Below are 17,767 nucleotides of genomic sequence, written 5' to 3' on the forward strand. Positions count from 1 at the left end.
TAGGTGAAGCGCATCAGGGTTGCAAGATTATCGCTTTTTCTAGTTTATGGCGTGTACGGGAGGGGCTATTCTGCGGGGTGCTGGCGTTGCATATCGAGATAGCGCTTGAAGCTGCGGCGATAGCGGTCGGCGGCGCGGGTGATCTGCGGTTCGGCATAGACCACAGGGGTCGCCATCCATCCGCGCCGTGAGGTCCCCGCACGCCAGCCAGAGAGCGCCGACAAGGGCACCGCCAGCACCAGTGACAGCGCAATTGGCAGCAGCCATAGCGATACAAACCCGGCCAGGATACCGCCAGAGAGTGCAAATCCGCTTAGGGTTTCAAGCGCGTGGCAGATCAGCAGATGACGCAGCCCATAGTGCCCGCCTTCGCGCGCCTGGGCTGACCAGCCCCGCTGAATGCCAAAGGTGGTGCGCAGCACCGCAATCATCTGCTGTACCATCAGAATAGGGGCATAAAGCACCGCCAACAGGATCTCGCAGAGGGTTGAAAGCGCAAAGCGCGCCGGGCCGCCGTACTGATCAAGCCGACGACCGGTCATTGCCAGTGCCAGCACCGCCAGCAGTTTGGGGGCCAGCAACATGGCATAGATCAGCAAAATCACCAGAACGTGGCGGGGTTCTGACATATCGGGCCAAGAGGGGCGCGAAGGATTTGTGATGCTGAAATAGTGGATCACCGAGCGGTCTTCGCCCAGACCGATCAGCGCCCAGATCACCAAGAGCGCAAACCAGATTGGCGCCATCAGATAGCCAATGGCCCCGTGCAGCAGGTGAAACCGCGACATGGCGAAAAAGCCACGCGCGCCCAGCAGGTTCAGGTGTTGCAGATTGCCCTGGCACCAGCGGCGATCTCGCAGGATGTGGTCGACCAGGGTGGCGGGCGTTTCCTCATAAGATCCCCCCAGGCGTGGCAAGAACCGCACCCGCCAGCCGGCCCGGCGCAACAGGCCTGCCTCGACAAAATCATGGCTCATGATCAGGTGTTCACGCCCGCTAAGCCGCGAACGCAGCTTGGGCAGGCCGGCACAGGCGGCAAAGGCGCGGGTGCGCAGAATGGCGTTGTGGCCCCAATAGTTGCCTTCATGCCCGGTCCAGCGGGCCAGCCCTTCGGCCAGGGCAAGCCCATAAACGCCATTGGCAAATTGCTGCATCCGGCCAAAAATGGACTGGGCGCCGATCAGCTGCGGAAAACTCTGGATCAGCCCGGCGCAGGGATCGCGTGACAGCGCATCGGTCAGCCGGGCAATGGCGCGGCCGGTCATAAGGCTGTCGGCGTCCAGCACCAGCATGGCCTCATATCCCGCGCCCCAGTGCCGCAGCCAGTTGCTGATATTGCCGACCTTGCGCCCGGTATTGCGGGCCCGGCGGCGATAGTACAGTGCCGTCCCAGGTGGCAGGTCGGCACGCAAGGCCTCAACGCTCAGCCGTTCCTGGGCGGCCAATTCCTCATCGCGGGTATCTGACAGGATGAACATGGCATAGCTATGGGCTCCGTCGACGCGGCTCAGCTCTTCCAGCATTGCCCGTACATTGCCCAGCACATACCAGGGGCTTTCGTTGTAGACGGGCACCAAAAGCGCCACCTGCATTGGTGTCACCTGGCCTGTGGGGCGGCTGCGGTCACGTTGCGACAGCGAATACAGTCCCAGGATCACGGTCGAGACCGAAAAACAGATCCAGAAGAAATTAAAGGCAATCAGCGCCAGCAGCAGCAGTTCAAGCCCCATAAAGCCGCCGATGGCAAACCAGCCCTGCATCACCCAGGTCAGCGCTGCCGTGGCCAGCATGGCGGGCGAAAAGGCCAGAATGCGCCAGAGAGCCACCTGGGGGCGCGGCGCGCCCTGCGGCGCCTGCCGGTCCTGAAATGGCGCGGTGAAATCCTGCTCGGGCATCTCCATTGGCATCACGGGGGGCATCAGGTCTGTGCCCCTCGTGTCTTGCACGCCCTCTGCGCACCCTGTGGCCAGATGGTCTGCGAGAGGGGCCGCAGGCAGCGACATGGTTGGATCAGGCAACTGGGTCATGCGGTCCACCGATAGAGCCAGATTTCACTGGCGGCTTGCCCGTTGCGACGCAACTGCAGCCGCAGTTCGACATGATTTTTCGCATTGGGCGTAAAGCTGAAGGCAAGGCGCAGCCCGCCAGTGCCTGGGTTGCGCTGCAACACGCCGGGGGTGGTTTCCACATCGGGCGAGGACAGATGCACCTCTATCTCTTCCGGGTCGCCCGCCAACAGCGGGTGGGCTGCAAAATCCACCGTCATCAACCGTCCGGGATCGCCAAATATGCGGGCGCCCGCTGCCGTGTCGATAACGCGTGCCAGGGGGGGCATAGGCGCGGCTGCCGTGGTGTCTGGCATGGGGGTGTCGGGTTCTTCCCCCCAGAAAAGCCGATAGGCCAGCGCCAGCTCTTGCCCGGCTTTGACCGGGGCGTCTGGACGCCAATAGGCGACGATATTGTCGTAGATTTCCTTGTCAGCCGGGATTTCCACCAGGGTGACCGCCCCCTTGCCCCAACGACCCTTGGGTTCCACCCAAAGACCGGGGCGGCGGTGGTAGTTGGCTTCGAGATCCTCAAAATCCTGCAGGTGGCGGCTGCGTTGCATCAGGCCAAAACCGCGTGGATCGGAATCCACGAAAGAGGAAACCTGCAAATGGGTGGGGTTGGCCAGCGGTCGCCAGAGGGTCTCTGCGTTGCCGTTGTGGATCAACAGCCCGTCACTGTCGTGCACATTGGGGCGGAAATCATCAAACCGGTGGCGATTGGTGCGATCGAACAAAAACATAGAGGTCAGCGGCGCCAGCCCCATATGCGGCAGGTCGGCGCGGGCAAAGAGCTGGGCCTCGACATCCATGATCGTGGTGGTGCCGGGGGTGATGCGAAAGTGATACGCCCCGGTCACGGATGGGGAATCCATCAGCGCATGCACCACCATATGGGGCTGCCCGGGCGCTGGGGCTTCCAGCCAGAATTCCACAAAATCGGGGAATTCTTCGCCCATGGCGTCTGCGGTTTTCAGCGCCAATCCCCGCGCCGATAGGCCATAGGTCTGGCCGATCCCGATGGCGCGGAAATAGCTGGCCCCTTGAAAGACGCAGAATTCGCTTTTCTTGTCGGGCTGATCCAGCGTGGTGCGCAGTCGCAGGCCGCTATAGCCCAGGGTCTCTGCCTGGCTGAGCGGCGGCGCGATTTCTCCGCGGTCAAACAGGCCCATGTCAAAGCCGACCCGGCGCGCCAGGCCTTCTTCGACCGTATTGATCTGCACGGCCTGGCGGAAATATAGACCCGGCAGGAACAGATCGACATTGTAGCTGCGCGCTGTATTCGCCCAGATCGCCCGCTTGGTGCGGAACCGGTGGGCCTTGTATTGATCATAGGTGAGATCCTGCCAGTCCTGCGGCACCTCGGGGCGCGGGCGATAGGGCTGCTGGGCCAAGTTGCGCGCGCGCGCTACCAGCTGATCACGGTGAAAGGGCGTCGGGTCGGGTGCCGCTTGGGCCGCTGTTGGCAGGGGCGAAAGCAGGGTGCTGCTGAGGGCGGTCCCCAGAAAGCTGCGACGGGTGAATGGGGTCATCGCTTGGCTCTCCAGGGGTGGGATTTGAACCATCCGGCGCCATAGGCGCAGGCAATGATCAGGGCAAAGCCCGCAAGATTGGCCAGCGCGGTGATCAGGATGCCGCGATCTGTCTGATCCAGAGCAAAGCCGATCAGCCGGGCCAGCGCCATGGAAAACACAAAAACCGCAAGGCTTTGCTGGCCGACCTTGCTGATGATGCCGAGCAGCCCTGCCCAGAGCCGCGCCCCAAGGCTGTGGCCCGAGGCAATAAGGCGCTTGCCGCCTTCTCCTGCCAGAAGCCAGCCCAGATAGGCCAGGGCGAGGAAATGTGCATAGCGCAGCAGGCCAAAATCGGTCTTTTCGCGCCACTGCGCGCTCGCGGCCCACCAGGGGCGGATGGCGTCAGCCAGATCACCATTGGCGGCATCCAGCCACAAGAATACCTTCCAGGAGCCAAGCGGCGCTGACAGGATCAAGAAGGCCGCGGCGACACCTCCAAGCAGCGCCGAGGCCGGTGGGGGCGGCAGCCAGCCCTTCATGAAGGCAAAGCCAGTGAAAAACAAAAGCTGCCAGCCAAGTGGGTTGAAGAACCACTCGCGTTGGGACCATGGCTCTGCCGGGAAGGACAGCCCATCCGGCCCCAGACCGATCAGATAGGGATTTGCCGCCAGCCAGAGCAGCACAGAACACAGCGCAACCAGCCAAAGCTGACCGCGCGCCAGCCCCATCATCAATGGCAGCAGGGCCAGCACGCCCAGATACATTGGCAGAATGTCAAAGTAGTTCGGCACATAGGTCAGGGTGAACAGACCAACCAGCTGCTGTGCGGGATCGTCAAAGAAATGCTGCAGGTTCAGACTGTTGATATAGCTTTTGTCAAAGCTGCCATAGGTGTCCAGCGCTGCCATGGTCATGGCGACAAAGAAGAACAACCCGATATGGGCCCAGAACACCTGCCAGCAGCGGAACAGCACGCGGGCGCTGCCCAGGGCCCAGCCCTTTCGCGCGTAGGAACCGCCAAAGGCAATGGCCGAGGCCATGCCAGAGCAGAAGACAAAGATCTCTGTTGCATCGGAAAAGCCAAACCGCGCCGGGATCCATCCGGTCCAGCGGTTGCCCGGAATATGGGCTGCCAGGATGATGAACATGGCGATGCCGCGATAAAAATCCAGCCTGGGGTCGCGCGTGCGAAGGGCTGCGGAAGCAGAAGAGATTGCCGGGGATGCAGCCTGGTTGGCTGCTGGTGCCGCGTTTTCTGCCCCTGCATTTTTCGGGGAGGAGGGAAAAGGCGAAATCTCCGCCATTGGGTTATTCCTTGTTGATTTTCAAGCGCGTGTGTGAGGTTCTTTTCGCATCTTGAAAAGGGCTATTCAGCGGGCACGGAGTGTCGGGGCGACAGTGATGGCGTCTTCCTGCCGAACGGGTGGCATCTTCCCGCCGAATTCAGCCTCTGGTTGTGTTTCCGCGCCGTGCTCTGTGTCACTGCGCGCGGCAGCAATCAGGGCGCGCCGGGCCAGGGCATAGTTGTCGTCGTTCCCGCCGCGTTTTGCACGCCGATCGTTCAGGATGTGCTCTACCGTATCAAAGGCGCCGCAGCGCAGGCCCGCGTCGATGGTCATACGCTCAAACACATCGCGCTGGGCATGGCTGCCCCCGGCCAGGTGCAGGCTGGCGCGTACGCCGGACAGATGCGCAAAGGCCTGTGTATAGTTGCCCTCGCCAAAGGCCTCTAGCCCCAGTGCTGCGCCACAGCCTGGAGTGGCCATCCGCTGCTGGGCCTCTGTGTCGCGCTGCCGGGCATCGGCGTGGATACGCAGGATCAGGCGGCGGGATTCCGTCTTGTGGTCGGGGCCTGCCAGGGCCATCAGATAGTGCAGATCGGCAAAGATCAGGCTGCCGTCTTCGGTGCGGTTGGCGCAAAGTTCCGAGAGCTCTTGCCAGCGGTTGCCAACAGCGACGCCTTCCAGCTCCAGCCGCATCAACAGCGAGGTGGCATTGGAAATATCGCGGTAGTCATCGGTTTTATCTTTGCGCACCTCGGTATCATAAAGCGCCAGCGCCTGGTCGGTCTGCCCCAGATCAAGATGCATCAATGCCTTGTGCCACCAAACATGGTAGCGGAAATTGTTGCAATGGGCCCAGGCCTGTTCGCGACCGTTCAGCCAGCGCAGCCCGGCAGAGGCATCCCCTGTCATATCATGCACATGGGCCACCGCATGCAGCCCCCAGGCATCATCCGGGGCCAGCCATAGTGCCTGACGCCCGGTGATCCCGGCGCGCTCATAGGCGCCGGTTTCCTCAAGCGCAAAGGCATGGCAGCCCAAGAGATAGCCGCGACCTGCGTGATCGGGCGCATAGGCGGGCAGCACCCGTTCGACCGAAGCCCGCATGCCCTTGGCATCGCCCAGAATAAAACGGATCCCATGGCTGAGCTTCATCGCCAGGCTGTCGCAGGGATCCACTGCCAGCACCTGTTCCATCCGCTCTATCGCGCGAGAGGGCCGGCCATCCAGCCAAGCGGCGAGGGCCTCAATATATTTACGTTCCCGCGGCAGGGCCGCGTCATAGCCCAGTTGCGCGGCCTGTAGTGCGTCCTGCGTCATGGGCAGCAATTCACTGCGGCCCAGCATCAGCAGCGAAATACCCTTGATCGCCTGGGCCAGGGCAAAATCCGGCGCCGTGTTGAGCAGCGCGCCAAGGTGATCGGCCGTGCTGGCCGAATGCGCCAGAACCCCCATTTGCACCGCGTCCCAGTGTTGCTGGCTGATCGCGCAGCTTAGGCTGGTTTCCTGTCCGAAGATATCTTGCGTCATTGGGGGTCCATTCTCTGCCGGGGTGCGCAAACCGCACTGGGGTATGCAGAGGTTAAACCAGCAGACAGGTCCAAGCGACGCTGCTCTCGCTTTGGTGATTAAGCGTGTGCAAATCTTGGCCTATGGTGGAATTCTCCCGCAAGAATAGGCGGTTTTTCAGGCTGTTTGACGCTAGATCGCTTCAAGATGAGCAAGCCCCCGCTGGTAAGGCGGAGGCTTGCGGGCTTTTGTAACATTTTGCTGCCTGTCCAACCGCTGTCAGGACCTGCACAGGGGCGGCAGGGACGGGGGCGTGTTCTCAGGCCTTGGCAAAGGGATCTGGCGCGTCAAGAAGGTCGGCGCTGGCTTCGCCACACTGGGGCGGTGCATGGCGATAGGTTACCGGAGTACGCGAGAAATTCAGCGGATTGCCCAGCAGCTGTACCGGCCCGGCCCCCGATTGCATTTCAATCGCCATATCGCGGGCCGCCACCTGGTCTGACGCAAAGACACGATCCAGGGTCTGTACCGGGCCTGCGGGCACCTTGCGGGCCTCCATGCCGGCGATGACCGCATCCATGGAAAACCGCTTAAGCGCCGGGATCAGAATATCGTTCAGTGCGCCGCGGTGCTGCAGCCTGGCAGGGTTGGTGGCAAAGCGGGGATCCTCTGCCAGACCTTCCAGGCCGAGGAATTCCATAAAGCGGCGAAACTGGCTGTCATTGCCCACCGCCAGGATCACATGCGCATCCGATGTTTCATAAAGCCCGTAGGGGACGATACTGGGGTGTTCGTTGCCACGCCGCTGCGGCAGGCTGCCGGTATTGAGATAGCCAACGCCCTCGTTGATCAGCCAGGCGATCTGCGCATCAACCAGCGCGAGGTCGATCTGCTGGCCTTCGCCGGTGGTGTCGCGGTGATGCAATGCGGCCAGAATACCAATGGTCGCATACATGCCGCACATTACATCGGCGATGCCAACGCCCGCTTTCACCGGCTGGCCGTCGGGATCGCCGGTCAGGGACATCAGGCCACCATAGCCCTGCGCCATCAGGTCATAGCCGGGTTTGTGGCTGTTGGGGCCGGTCTGGCCATAGCCTGAGATAGAGCAGTAGATCAGCCCCGGCAGGTCTTTGGTGATGCTGGTATAATCCAGTCCATACTTGGCCAGCCCGCCGGGTTTGAAGTTTTCGACCAGGATATCTGCTTGCGCTGCAAGCCGGTGGATCACCGCCTGGCCCTCTGCCGTGGTGATATCTACTGCGACAGAGCGCTTGTTGCGGTTGGCGGCCATGAAATAGGCTGACAGATCAGACTGTTCGCCAGCCGCATCGATCACATAGGGCGGGCCCCACTGGCGGGTGTCATCACCGCCGGTCTTGGGGTTCTCGACCTTGATTACAGTGGCGCCAAGATCGCCAAGCAACTGGGTGCAGGTAGGGCCGGCCAGAATGCGCGACAGATCCAGCACTTTTACGCCTTTGAGGGCGCCATGGCTGAGCGGACTGCGGGTTGCGTCTGGCTGTGGGTTAGATGCGTCCATCATATCCTCCGGGTTCGATTTCGGCAGAAATGACAGTGAAGCGGTCCGAGGCCAAGGCCTGTTGTAGCGCTTTGTCCAATGCATCACGATTACGCACCGTTACTCCGTTGCCGCCAAAGGCGCGGCCAATGGCTGCAAAATCGTGCCTGGCCAGATCAACCCCGGCATTGGGAAGCTGGCGTTGGCGTTGTTTGAGGTCGATCAGTGCCAGGCTGGCATGGGCAAAGACGACAAAGATCGGCGCAAGCCCCAGTTCGGCGGCGGTGGCCAGATCCCCGGCCACCATCAGAAACCCGGCATCCCCCGAAAAGCTGACAACCGGGCGGTCGGGGTCAGCCAGTTTACGGCCAATCGCCATGGGCACGGCACAGCCCATGGTGCACAGCCCGGAAGACTGGATCAGCGCGCGTGGGGCGTTGCACTGCCACATCTGGCTAAGCAGGATGCGATGCGCCCCGCTATCGGCAGTGGCAAGCGTATTTTCAGGCAGGCTGTCGCGGCATTGCGCGATCACTGCGGCAGGGCCCCAGTCGTCGTGGCTGGGAAAGGCCTCTGCCAGGGCAGTTTTGACTTCTGTCGGGCTGGCGCAGGGCCATGTGATGCCAGAGGTGGGCGTGCTGTCCTGCGTCAGGGCCGCCAGTGTGGGTTTCAAAGCGGCAACAAATGCCAGGCTGGCCTGGTGCATGTAGTGACTGTTGGCTTCCGGGGTGATGTCGATCACGCGCTGGGCGGCGGGATCCCAGATATTGCGCCAGCCGGGGCGCATTTCGATCGGGTCATAGCCCAGCCCCAGGATCAGATCCGCGCGCTGGATCAGCGGCAACAGGTGGGTATCGGCCAAGGGCGACAGCCCTGCGGCGCCCAGGCACAGGGCATGGGTCTCGGGCAGGATGCCTTTGGCCTTGTAGCTGGTGACAAAGGGGATCTGGTGGTGCTCTAGAAAGGCGCGGATTTCGGGACCGGCGTTTTCCTGCAGGGCATCCAGACCAATGATCGCCACCGGGCGCTGTGCCTGCGCCAGCCAGCTGCGGGCCTGGGACAGGGCGGCGGGCGCGGGCTGGGTCGGGGCAGGGGGGGCTTGACGCACCCCGCGATCCCGTGCGGGCTGATCCGCGACCGAGATTGGCACATCAATATGCACCGGCCCATTGCGCGGCGCACAGGCGAGCGAGACGGCCTTGTCGGCAATGATATCTGCGACCTCTGCCTCCAGCCGGAAGCTTGCCTTGGTGATGGGGGCAAAGACCGCAGGATGATCCAGCACCTGATGGGTGTAGCTCTGCGCCTCGCTGGCATCGACACAGCCGGTCAGCACCAGCATCGGCACCCGGTCCTGATGCGCATTGGCGACCACATTGACCCCATTCAGCGCGCCGGGTCCCAGTGTCGCCACCAGAATGACCGGGGCGCCATCTGCATGGTGCAGGCCCTCGCCGATAAAGCCGGCGGCATTTTCATGTTTTGCCAGATGAAACTGGATACCAGCCTTTACCAGCGCGTCCACCAGCGTCAGCACTTCGCCACCGGGCATTCCAAAGGCATGACGGCAGCCCGCCGCATAAAGACGCCGTGCCAGAACATCGGCGGCGCGAAGGGTTTCTGTCATCTTGGTATCCCACTGTTGCTGATGGTCAGATCTTGTTGGCCAGAGATTGCCGGATGTGCGGCCCGGTGCAAGCCCCTTCACGCGCCTGTGACAGACCGTGTGACAAGTCCTGCGACAGCCGCGCGTGACAGCTCCGTGGTCATTGTGTGGTGGCTGCGGCTGGCGAACTGGCGATCTTGCCGCCGCCGAGTTTGGTGATGACGACCACCGAAGGGCGCGGCGGCATCTGCGGATCAAAGTCGGGCCAGCGGGTGGCTGGGTCGTCAAAGGTAGAGGCCCGCTCAAACCCTTTCAATGCCTTGGTGCCATCGGTGCCGGGGTGCTGCACCGCCAGAAACAGGCTGTCGCCACCTGGGGTAAAACAGGGACCGCAGAGTTCCGCCCCCACCGGGCAGCGAAAGAACAGTCGCGCCTCTCCGCGCCTATCGCCTTCGGTTTCCAATGCATAAAGCCCGTCTGATTTGCCCGTTTTGGACCAGCGTCCACCCTGATCTGTGGCCACCCAGAGCCGTCCTTCGGCGTCAAAGGTGCAATTGTCAGGCGCGGCAAACCAGCCACTGTCGCTTATTGTAGGGTGCCAGAGGGCGCCAACTTCGGCAATCTTTGGGTCGCCACATTGCACCAGGATCTCCCAGGTGCCACGCGTGGCAGCGTGATCACCGGCCTGTTCCGTGATCTCGATAATATGGCCAAAGCGGGACTTGGCCCTTGGGTTTGCCGCATCGACCTGATCGGCGTTGCGGCGGCTGTTGTTGGTCAACATCACATAGGCCACCCCGTCGCCACGGGGCTGGGCATCTTCGGGGCGATCCATCGGCGTTGCCCCCAGCGCATCCGCCGCCAGACGGGCGTCAATCAGCACATCTGCCTGGCTGGCAAAACCGTTCTGCGCCGTCAGCGGCCCGGTTCCATGGGTCAGCGGTAACCAGGTCAGGCTGGCATCGGCGTCAAATCGAGCGACATATAGCGTGCCATCTTGCAACAGGTGGCGATGGGCGGCGGGATCCTGCGATATCGGGTCGGACAGGGTATCGTGCGAGACATATTTATACAGATATTCAAACCGTGCATCATCGCCCATGTAGATCACGAGATGGCCCTCTGCGGACAGGCAGGTTTCTGCGCCTTCATGGCTGAACCGGCCCAGAGCGGTGTGTTTGACCGGGGTGGACAGTGGATCGCGCGGGTCGACCTCGACCACCCAGCCAAAGCGGTTGGCTTCATTGGGGGATTTGTCGATATTGAAGCGGTCGAAATACTGACCCCAGGCATACCAGCCGCCAGGAATACCGTAGCGTGCCATCTGTCGCGCCTCGGGCTGGTCGGACAGATCGGGCGCGCCGGTTGCATCCCGTCGGTCGCTGCAGAAATAGCCGTGAAAGTTCTCTTCTGCCATCAACCATGTGCCCCAGGGGGTCATCCCCCCGGCGCAATTGTTCAGGGTGCCAATCACCGATCTGCCGCTTGGGTCTTCGGGGGTTTGCAGGCGGGGATGGCCGGCGGCCGGGCCATCCAGGGTCATCGCGGTATCCAGAGGGGTGATGCGGCGGTTCAGCGGACTGTCGCGCTGCACCTGCCAGCCGCCTGAGCCATCGCGGCGCCGGGAAATTTCGACCACCGTGCCTCCATGGGCGGCCATCTCGATTTCGACCAGATCGCGGGTCATGTCGGAAAAACCGGCCCTATCCTGGCGGCCCAGGCCGGGAAACATCATCTCTTCGTTGGTGTATTCGTGATTGACGCAGAGCAGGCCGCGGCTGGCCTCGGCATTCAGCGGGGTAAAGCCGATGTAGTCATTGTTATAGCCAAACTGTTGCAGCTGCGCTTTGGCGCTCTGGTTGGTGACGTCAAAGTCTGGCGCACCGGCGGTGATCGGATCGCCCCACCGCAGCAGGATATCGGCCCGATAGCCTGCGGGCACATGGTGATGCGCGTCATTGCCCCAGGGCAGTTCGTCAAAGGCAAAGCGGGAGGGCTGTCGCGCGGCGGCGGGCCGGATTGCCGCTGTCTGCGCCAAGGCAGAGCTGCCGAGCAGGCCTTGAATGACCGACACCCCCAGCAGCCCCTGCAGCAGCCCACGGCGGGTGGGCTGTGAGGCTGCTTGCGCATGTCGGGCGGCAATCACGTGCCCCAGGGTTTGCGTCAGATTGGGGTTGCGCGGCAGGTCATCCTCGGCCTCAAAGGCTTCGGCCTTGTTGCCGGTTGGGTCTGGGCCTGTCATCTACTGTCGCGCCTTTCTGGTTTGCTGCGGCAAAGTCAACAGCACCTGCGGCTAGGGCGCAATGCGAAAACCGGTGATCAACTGGCGCAGCCCCAGCCCGGCCCCGGCAAAGATCGCCAAGAATGTCACGGGTGCCGACAGCGACAACAGGGAAAACGCGCTAAGCCCCTGGCCGACGGTGCAGCCCATGGCGATGACGGCTCCGGCCCCCATTATGGCGGCGCCAAGGATCTGGCGGCGCAGCTCTCGCGGATCCTCGCAGGCTTCCCAGCGGAAATGCCCCTTGATCAGTGAGCCGATAAAGGCGCCAACCCAGACCCCGGCGATGGATCCTACCGCAAAGGAAAGGGGGCGCAGACTGCCGGTCATGCTCCACAGGATGGTTTCGCCAAGGGGGGCAGAAAAGGAATGAGACACCACCGGCAGCGCGGCAAAGCCCATCCGGTTGACATAGGCGGTGCCCGCCCAGCCCGAGACCACCGCAAGCCCCACAACAATGGACCAGAACAGGCTGGTGCGATCCTGGCGGAACTCGGCCTGACAGAGGCTGGCAATGACTACCAGCGCGCCGATGCCAATCCCAATGCCCGCCAGAGGAAGCCGGGTAATCCCAGCCAGATGGTGGGCGAGGCCTGGGGGCAGTTCCTGGGTCACGTCTTGTTGGTGAAACAGGGCATTGCGCAGCGGCGCCAGAGGTCCGGCCAGCACAACATAGGTGGCCACGCCCATGACCAGAACAATGACAAAACTGCGCAGATCGCCGCCTCCCAGCCGGGCGATGGCACCGTAGCCACAGTTACCGCTAAGCGCCATGCCATAGCCAAACATCAGTCCCCCCGTGATAGAGGCGAGCGGCATCCAGCGGATCGAGAGGTAAAAAGACTGCGCTTCGTCAAGCAGGCCGAGCCCGATCAAAGTAAAGCTGCCAATGATGGCGGTGCCAATGGCCAGCCCCCACATGCGCATCCGCAGGGAGGAACCACCATAGAGCAGGTCTTCGATTGCACCCAGGGTGCAAAACCGTCCCAGTCGCGCGGCCAGCCCCAGCAATATGCCGCCAAACAGGCCCACAGCTGCAACCAGCTGGTGATCGCTGAACAGATCAAACATTGGTGCTCTCTCCCGTGTGGTTGCTCAAGTGGTCGCCCGAGGGCGCGGTCTGCGCTGGTATTTCCCCTGGGCGGGGCCAGACGATTCGCCCCAATAGGCCCGCGGTTGTCTCTCTGTGGTCAGCCCTTGGCGTCGGTGCAGAACATTTCATAGACCACTTCGAGAATGCGGCGTGGGCGGTCATCTGCCAGCCGGTAGTAGATCGCCTTGCCCTCGCGGCGGGGCACCACCAGACCTTCGAGGCGCAGCCGTGACAGCTGTTGCGACACGGCAGCCTGGCGGGCGGCCAGCAGCTCTTCCAGTTCGGTCACGGATTTTTCGCCGGTGACCAGATGGCACAGGATCATCAACCGGCCCTCATGGCTGATGGCCTTCAGGAAATTCGAGGCCTGGGTGGCGTTATCGACCATATTGTCCAGCTCTTCCGGTGCCATATCAGCCGAGAATTGCGGTAGTTCCATTGTCCTGTCTCCTGTGGTGGCGGCGCAGCGGGCGCCGCAACTCCCAATTTGGTTTTGCACGGGTTGGTTTCGACCTGTCCTAACTCTTGGCGGCGGCTTCTGCCTCTGGGGTAAAGCCCAGATGTCTGCGCATCAACTCTGCGATGAGAGGCCAGAAAAAATCTTCCCCCGGATAGCCTTCGAGGCGGGCCAGTTCATGGCTATCTTCTATTAGCAAAAAGGTGGGGGTAAAAGTGACGCGCCGGGCCAGGACAAGATCATCCGGCAGCGCATGCAGATCCTCTCGGCGCAGCGGCGCAAAGCGCCCTTCGCGGGTTTTGGGATAGATTGGCGCGATCTCTGCATTCCAGCGCTTGCACCATTCACATCCGCGCTGTTCTACCATAACCAGCTGTCGGCTTGGCGTGTCGGTCTGCGCTGGCCTATCAGAGGCCGCAGCGGCATCAGGCAGGGCTGCCATAACGGGCCCGATTATGGCCACCGTCAGCAGCGCAGGCACCAGCGACAAGGCGCGCCGGAACAGGACGAGCGGAGCAAAGAACAGACGTGAAATGATCATTACCTCTACCGTTGACGGCAACCGCCGTTTGCGGCTTTATACAACGTAATTTGAATATGTGAATAGTACAAGCCTTGCGGTGGTACACCGGGGCACAGGAAGGATCATAGAGCCGTGATGCTGGAAATTTCGTATCTGGGCGCGGCGTTTGCCGGATTGCTCAGCTTTTTCACCCCCTGTATCCTGCCGATGGTGCCGTTTTACCTGTCCTATCTGGGGGGGCTGTCGATGGCAGAGCTGCGCAGCGACGGCGAAATTGCACCGGGGGCGCAGCGGCGCATGGTGTCGGCGGCGGTTTGTTTCGCGGCCGGGGTCACATCTGTGTTTATGCTGATGGGCATGGGGGCCACCGCGCTGGGGCAGCTGTTTGGCCGCTACATGGAAATCCTATCCTATGGGGCGGCGGCGCTTTTGGTGGTGTTTGGCCTGCACTTTCTTGGGGTTATACGCATTCCGCTGCTGTACCGCGAGGCCAGGGTGGAAAGCACAGCTGACCCGTCGAGCCTGGCGGGGGCCTATCTGATGGGGCTGGCGTTTGGCTTTGGCTGGACGCCCTGTGTCGGGCCTGCGCTGGCCTCGATTCTGATGGTGGCCTCGGGGCTGGGCGATATCTGGCGCGGCGGCGCATTGCTGCTGGTCTACGGTGCGGCGATGACCGCCCCCTTTGTGGTGGCGGCGCTGTTTGCCAAGCCGTTTTTGGCCTGGGTGGCGCGTCACCGGGCGGCCTTTCACTGGGTCGAAAAGATCATGGGCGCCATGCTGATCCTGTTCGCCATCCTGATCGTTACCGGAGGCGTGCGCTGGATCGCCGATCTGATGATCCGCTGGATGCCGGGCTTTGCCTCGATTGGATAAGGCGATACATCAACTGGATAATCTGGGAGGAAACGATGAAGCACTGGATATTGAACCTTGCCGCTCTGGCGCTGGCTGTGCCTGTGCTGGCAATGGAGGCCCGCGCAGCAGAACTGGGCGATGACGGGCTGCACAAGACGCCCTGGATGCGCGAGACCTTCAAGGATCTGCGCGAGGATCTGGAAGAGGCAAATGCCGAGGGTAAGCGTCTGGTGCTGTTCTTTGAACAGCGCGGCTGCATTTACTGCACCAAGATGCATGAAGAAGTCTTTCCGCGCCCCGAAGTGGGAGGCTATATCGCTGACAACTATTTTGTCGTGCAGCTGAATCTGCATGGCGATATTGAGGTCACGGATTTTGACGGCGAAACCCTGGCGGAAAAGGACATGGCGCGCAAATGGGGCGTGCTGTTTACCCCGACGATTCTGTTCCTGCCGGAAGAGGTCACGGCAGGGGAGAGCGCGCCCAAGGCCGCAGTGGCGATCATGCCGGGCGCCTTTGGTGTCGGCACCACGCTGGACATGTTTACCTGGGTGAGAGAAAAGCGATATCTCCTTGACAACGGAGAGGATTTTCAGCGCTATCACGCGCGGCGCGTTTCGGAACGCGACAACGGGTCAACCGACTGAAAGCAGGCGAACAAATATAATAATTCACAATATTGAATTTGTTGTTGCGTTTTCAGAGGGCGGTGCCCTACGATAGACGACAGCTAAGCCCGCGCACCATGCGGGTGGCAGCCAACGGGAGGAACCATGAAGAGACTATCTCTTACACTGGCCGCGTGCCTGATCGGGAGTGCAGCCCTCGCGGCAGAGGTCGCGCCAAAGGATGTGCCGTTTGACGAATACGGGGCGGTTGCGACCTCCTTGACTGGCACAGCAGGGGATGCGGCAAATGGTGCCGTGATCGCGGGCACAAAATCGCAGGGCAACTGCATCGCCTGCCATCAGATCACTGCCTTGGCGGAGGTGCCGTTTCATGGTGAAATCGGCCCCTCGCTGGATGGCGCAGGCGATCGCTGGAGCGAAGCAGAGCTGCGCGGGCTGATGACCAATGCCAAGATGACCTTTGACGGCACAATGATGCCGGCCTTTTACAAGGTCGAAGGCTTTATTCGCCCAGGCGATGCCTATACTGGCAAAGCCCCGACAGAGGCGCTGACGCCGATCCTGTCTGCACAGCAGATCGAAGATGTCGTTGCCTTCATCGCAACGCTGAAAGAAGAGTAAAGCCAGGGCTGCGTACCCTGCCGCTTTGCGGAACGTCAAAGGAGACATATGATGGAGTTCTCACGCCGTGAGACCCTGGGCCTGGCCTTGGGTGCTGCTGTGATGACAGTGCTGCCGCTGCGGGCCAGTGCCAGCAGTAGCGTAGACGAGCGGATCGCCGCCTTTACCGGTGGTGCCGATATGGCAGATGCCGGGATCGAGCTGACCGCGCCGGAAATTGCTGAAAACGGCAATACCGTGCCAATCGAGGTCAGCGCCCCCGGGGCCACCGCGATCATGGTTTTGGCAACTGGCAACCCAACACCTGGCGTTGCGACCTTTACCTTTGGACCGCTGGCTGCCAGCCAGGCTGCCGCCACCCGGATCCGTCTGGCCGGCACCCAGGATGTGGTTGCCATTGCCAAACTGGCCGATGGTAGCTTTGCCAAGGCGAGCGCCGCTGTGAAAGTGACAATCGGGGGTTGTGGCGGCTAAGCAATACGCCCCGCACCACCCCGAAGAGGGCCGCTGAGACGGCCTTGAATACGAAGGAGTTTAAGACATGGCATCCGGTGTAAAACCCCGCGTCAAAGTCCCCAAGACGGCAAGTGCTGGTGAGGCAATCACCATCAAGACCCTGATCAGCCACCAGATGGAAAGCGGTCAGCGCAAGGATAAAGAGGGCAACGTCATTCCGCGCTCGATCATCAACCGGTTTACCTGTGAATTCAACGGCCAGCTGGTCTTGGATGTCGCGATTGAACCTGCGGTTTCGACCAACCCCTATTTCCAGTTCGAGGCCATTGTGCCAGAAGCTGGCGACTTTGCATTTACCTGGTATGATGACGATGGCTCTGTTTATGAGGCATCCAAATCGGTCGCTATCGCCTGATCCCTTCCGGATCTCAAAGGCACGGCACCCTGGCTGCATTTGTGGCCCGGGTGGATACCCAAGGGAGGACAAGGAATGAACTATAAGGCGCTTACCGCCATCGCTGTCGCACTGAGCCTGCCGCTTTCTGCCTATGCGGATGCGGACGACGATACGCTGGTGCTCAACGAAGAAGAGACGCTGGTGACTAAAACCGCGCCCCCCGCCCATGTGGCGGATGTGCTGGACGAGATCATGTCCGGCTGGCACTTCCGTTCTGATGAAACCCAGGCCCTGCAGATGGACGATTTTGAAAACCCTGCCATGGTGTTTGTCGATAAGGCCTACGACGCCTGGAACACCGTTGAGGGATCCGAGGGCAAATCCTGCGCCTCTTGCCACGATGATGTGGAAGAGAGCATGGCAGGCGTGCGCGCGGTCTATCCCAGGTGGAACGAGGCCGCTGGCGAAGTGCGTACCCTTGCGATGCAGGTCAATGACTGCCGCGAAAACCAGATGGGCGCCAAGGCATGGAAATACACCGGCGGTGACATGACCGCGATGGAGGCGCTGATCTCGGTGCAGTCGCGCGGCATGCCGGTCAATGTGGCCATCGACGGCCCGGCCCAGTCCGCCTGGGAAGAGGGCAAAGAGTTGTATTACACCCGCACTGGCCAGCTGGAGCTGTCCTGTGCCAATTGTCACGAAGACAGCTATGGCAAGATGATCCGCGCCGATCACCTGAGCCAGGGCCACATCAACGGCTTTCCGACCTATCGTCTGAAAAATGCCAAGCTCAACAACGTGCAGGCCCGCTTCAAGGGCTGCGTGCGCGACACCCGCGCCGAGACCTACAAGCCCGGCTCGTCAGAGTTTGTGGCGCTGGAGCTCTATGTCGCGTCCCGCGGCAATGGCCTCTCGGTCGAGGGGCCTTCGGTCCGCAACTAAACACATCTGCACCCCGCGTCTGTTCTGGCGT

16 protein-coding genes are annotated in these 17,767 nt (G+C 61.7%); 6 read left to right on the forward strand and 10 right to left on the reverse strand.

The features are described from left to right. Positions 1-65 precede the first annotated feature (65 nt). The 10 genes from mdoH to ACN0VH_RS00325 all read right to left on the reverse strand — a co-directional run bounded on the left by mdoH (position 66) and on the right by ACN0VH_RS00325 (position 13,851). A complete protein-coding gene (mdoH, locus tag ACN0VH_RS00280; protein ID WP_417699077.1) occupies positions 66-2,027 on the reverse strand; it encodes a glucans biosynthesis glucosyltransferase MdoH in 1,962 nt (653 codons plus the stop codon). Next, a complete protein-coding gene (locus ACN0VH_RS00285) occupies positions 2,024-3,577 on the reverse strand; it encodes an OpgD/OpgG family glucan biosynthesis protein (RefSeq protein WP_417699079.1) in 1,554 nt (517 codons plus the stop codon). Before ACN0VH_RS00285 ends, mdoH begins: the two co-directional genes overlap by 4 nt. Beyond that, positions 3,574-4,863: an OpgC family protein gene (locus ACN0VH_RS00290; RefSeq protein WP_278922539.1), complete on the reverse strand. Its 1,290-nt coding sequence runs from the start codon at positions 4,861-4,863 to the stop codon at positions 3,574-3,576. Before ACN0VH_RS00290 ends, ACN0VH_RS00285 begins: the two co-directional genes overlap by 4 nt. A 66-nt stretch (positions 4,864-4,929) precedes the next feature. Then, positions 4,930-6,372 carry a tetratricopeptide repeat protein gene (locus ACN0VH_RS00295; protein WP_417699080.1) on the reverse strand — a complete coding sequence of 481 codons (1,443 nt, stop codon included), beginning with the start codon at positions 6,370-6,372 and terminating at the stop codon, positions 4,930-4,932. A gap of 298 nt (positions 6,373-6,670) precedes the next feature. Beyond that, a complete protein-coding gene (locus tag ACN0VH_RS00300) occupies positions 6,671-7,894 on the reverse strand; it encodes a CaiB/BaiF CoA transferase family protein (protein WP_417699082.1) in 1,224 nt (407 codons plus the stop codon). Then, entirely contained in the window at positions 7,881-9,500 is a 1,620-nt protein-coding gene (locus ACN0VH_RS00305) for a thiamine pyrophosphate-binding protein (RefSeq protein WP_417699083.1), read from the reverse strand. The genes ACN0VH_RS00300 and ACN0VH_RS00305 overlap by 14 nt, the downstream gene beginning before the upstream one ends. Positions 9,501-9,639: 139 nt before the next feature. Continuing rightward, positions 9,640-11,721: a PhoX family protein gene (locus tag ACN0VH_RS00310; protein WP_417699085.1), complete on the reverse strand. Its 2,082-nt coding sequence runs from the start codon at positions 11,719-11,721 to the stop codon at positions 9,640-9,642. Positions 11,722-11,772: 51 nt separating this feature from the next. Continuing rightward, entirely contained in the window at positions 11,773-12,831 is a 1,059-nt protein-coding gene (locus ACN0VH_RS00315; protein WP_278922534.1) for a YeeE/YedE family protein, read from the reverse strand. 119 nt (positions 12,832-12,950) lie between these two features. Beyond that, complete coding sequence (locus tag ACN0VH_RS00320) at positions 12,951-13,292, reverse strand: ArsR/SmtB family transcription factor (protein ID WP_417699087.1); 342 nt, start codon at positions 13,290-13,292, stop codon at positions 12,951-12,953. 79 nt (positions 13,293-13,371) lie between these two features. Further along, entirely contained in the window at positions 13,372-13,851 is a 480-nt protein-coding gene (locus ACN0VH_RS00325) for a thioredoxin domain-containing protein (RefSeq protein WP_417699089.1), read from the reverse strand. A 117-nt stretch (positions 13,852-13,968) separates the two neighbouring features. Between ACN0VH_RS00325 and ACN0VH_RS00330 the strand changes: the two genes are divergently transcribed. The 6 genes from ACN0VH_RS00330 (at position 13,969) to soxA (ending at position 17,736) form a co-directional block, all read left to right on the forward strand. Next, complete coding sequence (locus tag ACN0VH_RS00330) at positions 13,969-14,706, forward strand: cytochrome c biogenesis CcdA family protein (RefSeq protein WP_278922531.1); 738 nt, start codon at positions 13,969-13,971, stop codon at positions 14,704-14,706. 35 nt (positions 14,707-14,741) lie between these two features. After that, positions 14,742-15,335, forward strand: coding sequence for a thioredoxin family protein (locus tag ACN0VH_RS00335; protein WP_417699091.1), 594 nt, complete (start codon positions 14,742-14,744; stop codon positions 15,333-15,335). A 126-nt stretch (positions 15,336-15,461) separates the two neighbouring features. After that, a complete protein-coding gene (gene soxX, locus ACN0VH_RS00340; protein ID WP_417699093.1) occupies positions 15,462-15,938 on the forward strand; it encodes a sulfur oxidation c-type cytochrome SoxX in 477 nt (158 codons plus the stop codon). Positions 15,939-15,989: 51 nt separating this feature from the next. Beyond that, positions 15,990-16,412 carry a thiosulfate oxidation carrier protein SoxY gene (soxY, locus tag ACN0VH_RS00345; protein ID WP_278922528.1) on the forward strand — a complete coding sequence of 141 codons (423 nt, stop codon included), beginning with the start codon at positions 15,990-15,992 and terminating at the stop codon, positions 16,410-16,412. A gap of 67 nt (positions 16,413-16,479) precedes the next feature. Then, on the forward strand, positions 16,480-16,809 hold the full coding sequence (gene soxZ, locus ACN0VH_RS00350) for a thiosulfate oxidation carrier complex protein SoxZ (RefSeq protein ID WP_278922527.1): 330 nt from the start codon (positions 16,480-16,482) through the stop codon (positions 16,807-16,809). Positions 16,810-16,884: 75 nt separating this feature from the next. Then, a complete protein-coding gene (soxA, locus tag ACN0VH_RS00355; RefSeq protein ID WP_278922526.1) occupies positions 16,885-17,736 on the forward strand; it encodes a sulfur oxidation c-type cytochrome SoxA in 852 nt (283 codons plus the stop codon). Positions 17,737-17,767 lie beyond the last annotated feature (31 nt).

The sequence above is a fragment of the Pseudophaeobacter sp. genome, assembly GCF_048267565.1.
Taxonomy (GTDB): Bacteria; Pseudomonadota; Alphaproteobacteria; order Rhodobacterales; family Rhodobacteraceae; genus Pseudophaeobacter; species Pseudophaeobacter profundi.

What these genes read in the sequence shown, in the direction of transcription:
- mdoH (WP_417699077.1), bottom strand. Translation starts at nt 2,027, where the DNA reads ATGACCCAGTTGCCTGATCCAACCATGTCGCTGCCTGCGGCCCCTCTC.
- ACN0VH_RS00285 (WP_417699079.1), bottom strand. Translation starts at nt 3,577, where the DNA reads ATGACCCCATTCACCCGTCGCAGCTTTCTGGGGACCGCCCTCAGCAGC.
- ACN0VH_RS00290 (WP_278922539.1), bottom strand. Translation starts at nt 4,863, where the DNA reads ATGGCGGAGATTTCGCCTTTTCCCTCCTCCCCGAAAAATGCAGGGGCA.
- ACN0VH_RS00295 (WP_417699080.1), bottom strand. Translation starts at nt 6,372, where the DNA reads ATGACGCAAGATATCTTCGGACAGGAAACCAGCCTAAGCTGCGCGATC.
- ACN0VH_RS00300 (WP_417699082.1), bottom strand. Translation starts at nt 7,894, where the DNA reads ATGGACGCATCTAACCCACAGCCAGACGCAACCCGCAGTCCGCTCAGC.
- ACN0VH_RS00305 (WP_417699083.1), bottom strand. Translation starts at nt 9,500, where the DNA reads ATGACAGAAACCCTTCGCGCCGCCGATGTTCTGGCACGGCGTCTTTAT.
- ACN0VH_RS00310 (WP_417699085.1), bottom strand. Translation starts at nt 11,721, where the DNA reads ATGACAGGCCCAGACCCAACCGGCAACAAGGCCGAAGCCTTTGAGGCC.
- ACN0VH_RS00315 (WP_278922534.1), bottom strand. Translation starts at nt 12,831, where the DNA reads ATGTTTGATCTGTTCAGCGATCACCAGCTGGTTGCAGCTGTGGGCCTG.
- ACN0VH_RS00320 (WP_417699087.1), bottom strand. Translation starts at nt 13,292, where the DNA reads ATGGAACTACCGCAATTCTCGGCTGATATGGCACCGGAAGAGCTGGAC.
- ACN0VH_RS00325 (WP_417699089.1), bottom strand. Translation starts at nt 13,851, where the DNA reads ATGATCATTTCACGTCTGTTCTTTGCTCCGCTCGTCCTGTTCCGGCGC.
- ACN0VH_RS00330 (WP_278922531.1), top strand. Translation starts at nt 13,969, where the DNA reads ATGCTGGAAATTTCGTATCTGGGCGCGGCGTTTGCCGGATTGCTCAGC.
- ACN0VH_RS00335 (WP_417699091.1), top strand. Translation starts at nt 14,742, where the DNA reads ATGAAGCACTGGATATTGAACCTTGCCGCTCTGGCGCTGGCTGTGCCT.
- soxX (WP_417699093.1), top strand. Translation starts at nt 15,462, where the DNA reads ATGAAGAGACTATCTCTTACACTGGCCGCGTGCCTGATCGGGAGTGCA.
- soxY (WP_278922528.1), top strand. Translation starts at nt 15,990, where the DNA reads ATGGAGTTCTCACGCCGTGAGACCCTGGGCCTGGCCTTGGGTGCTGCT.
- soxZ (WP_278922527.1), top strand. Translation starts at nt 16,480, where the DNA reads ATGGCATCCGGTGTAAAACCCCGCGTCAAAGTCCCCAAGACGGCAAGT.
- soxA (WP_278922526.1), top strand. Translation starts at nt 16,885, where the DNA reads ATGAACTATAAGGCGCTTACCGCCATCGCTGTCGCACTGAGCCTGCCG.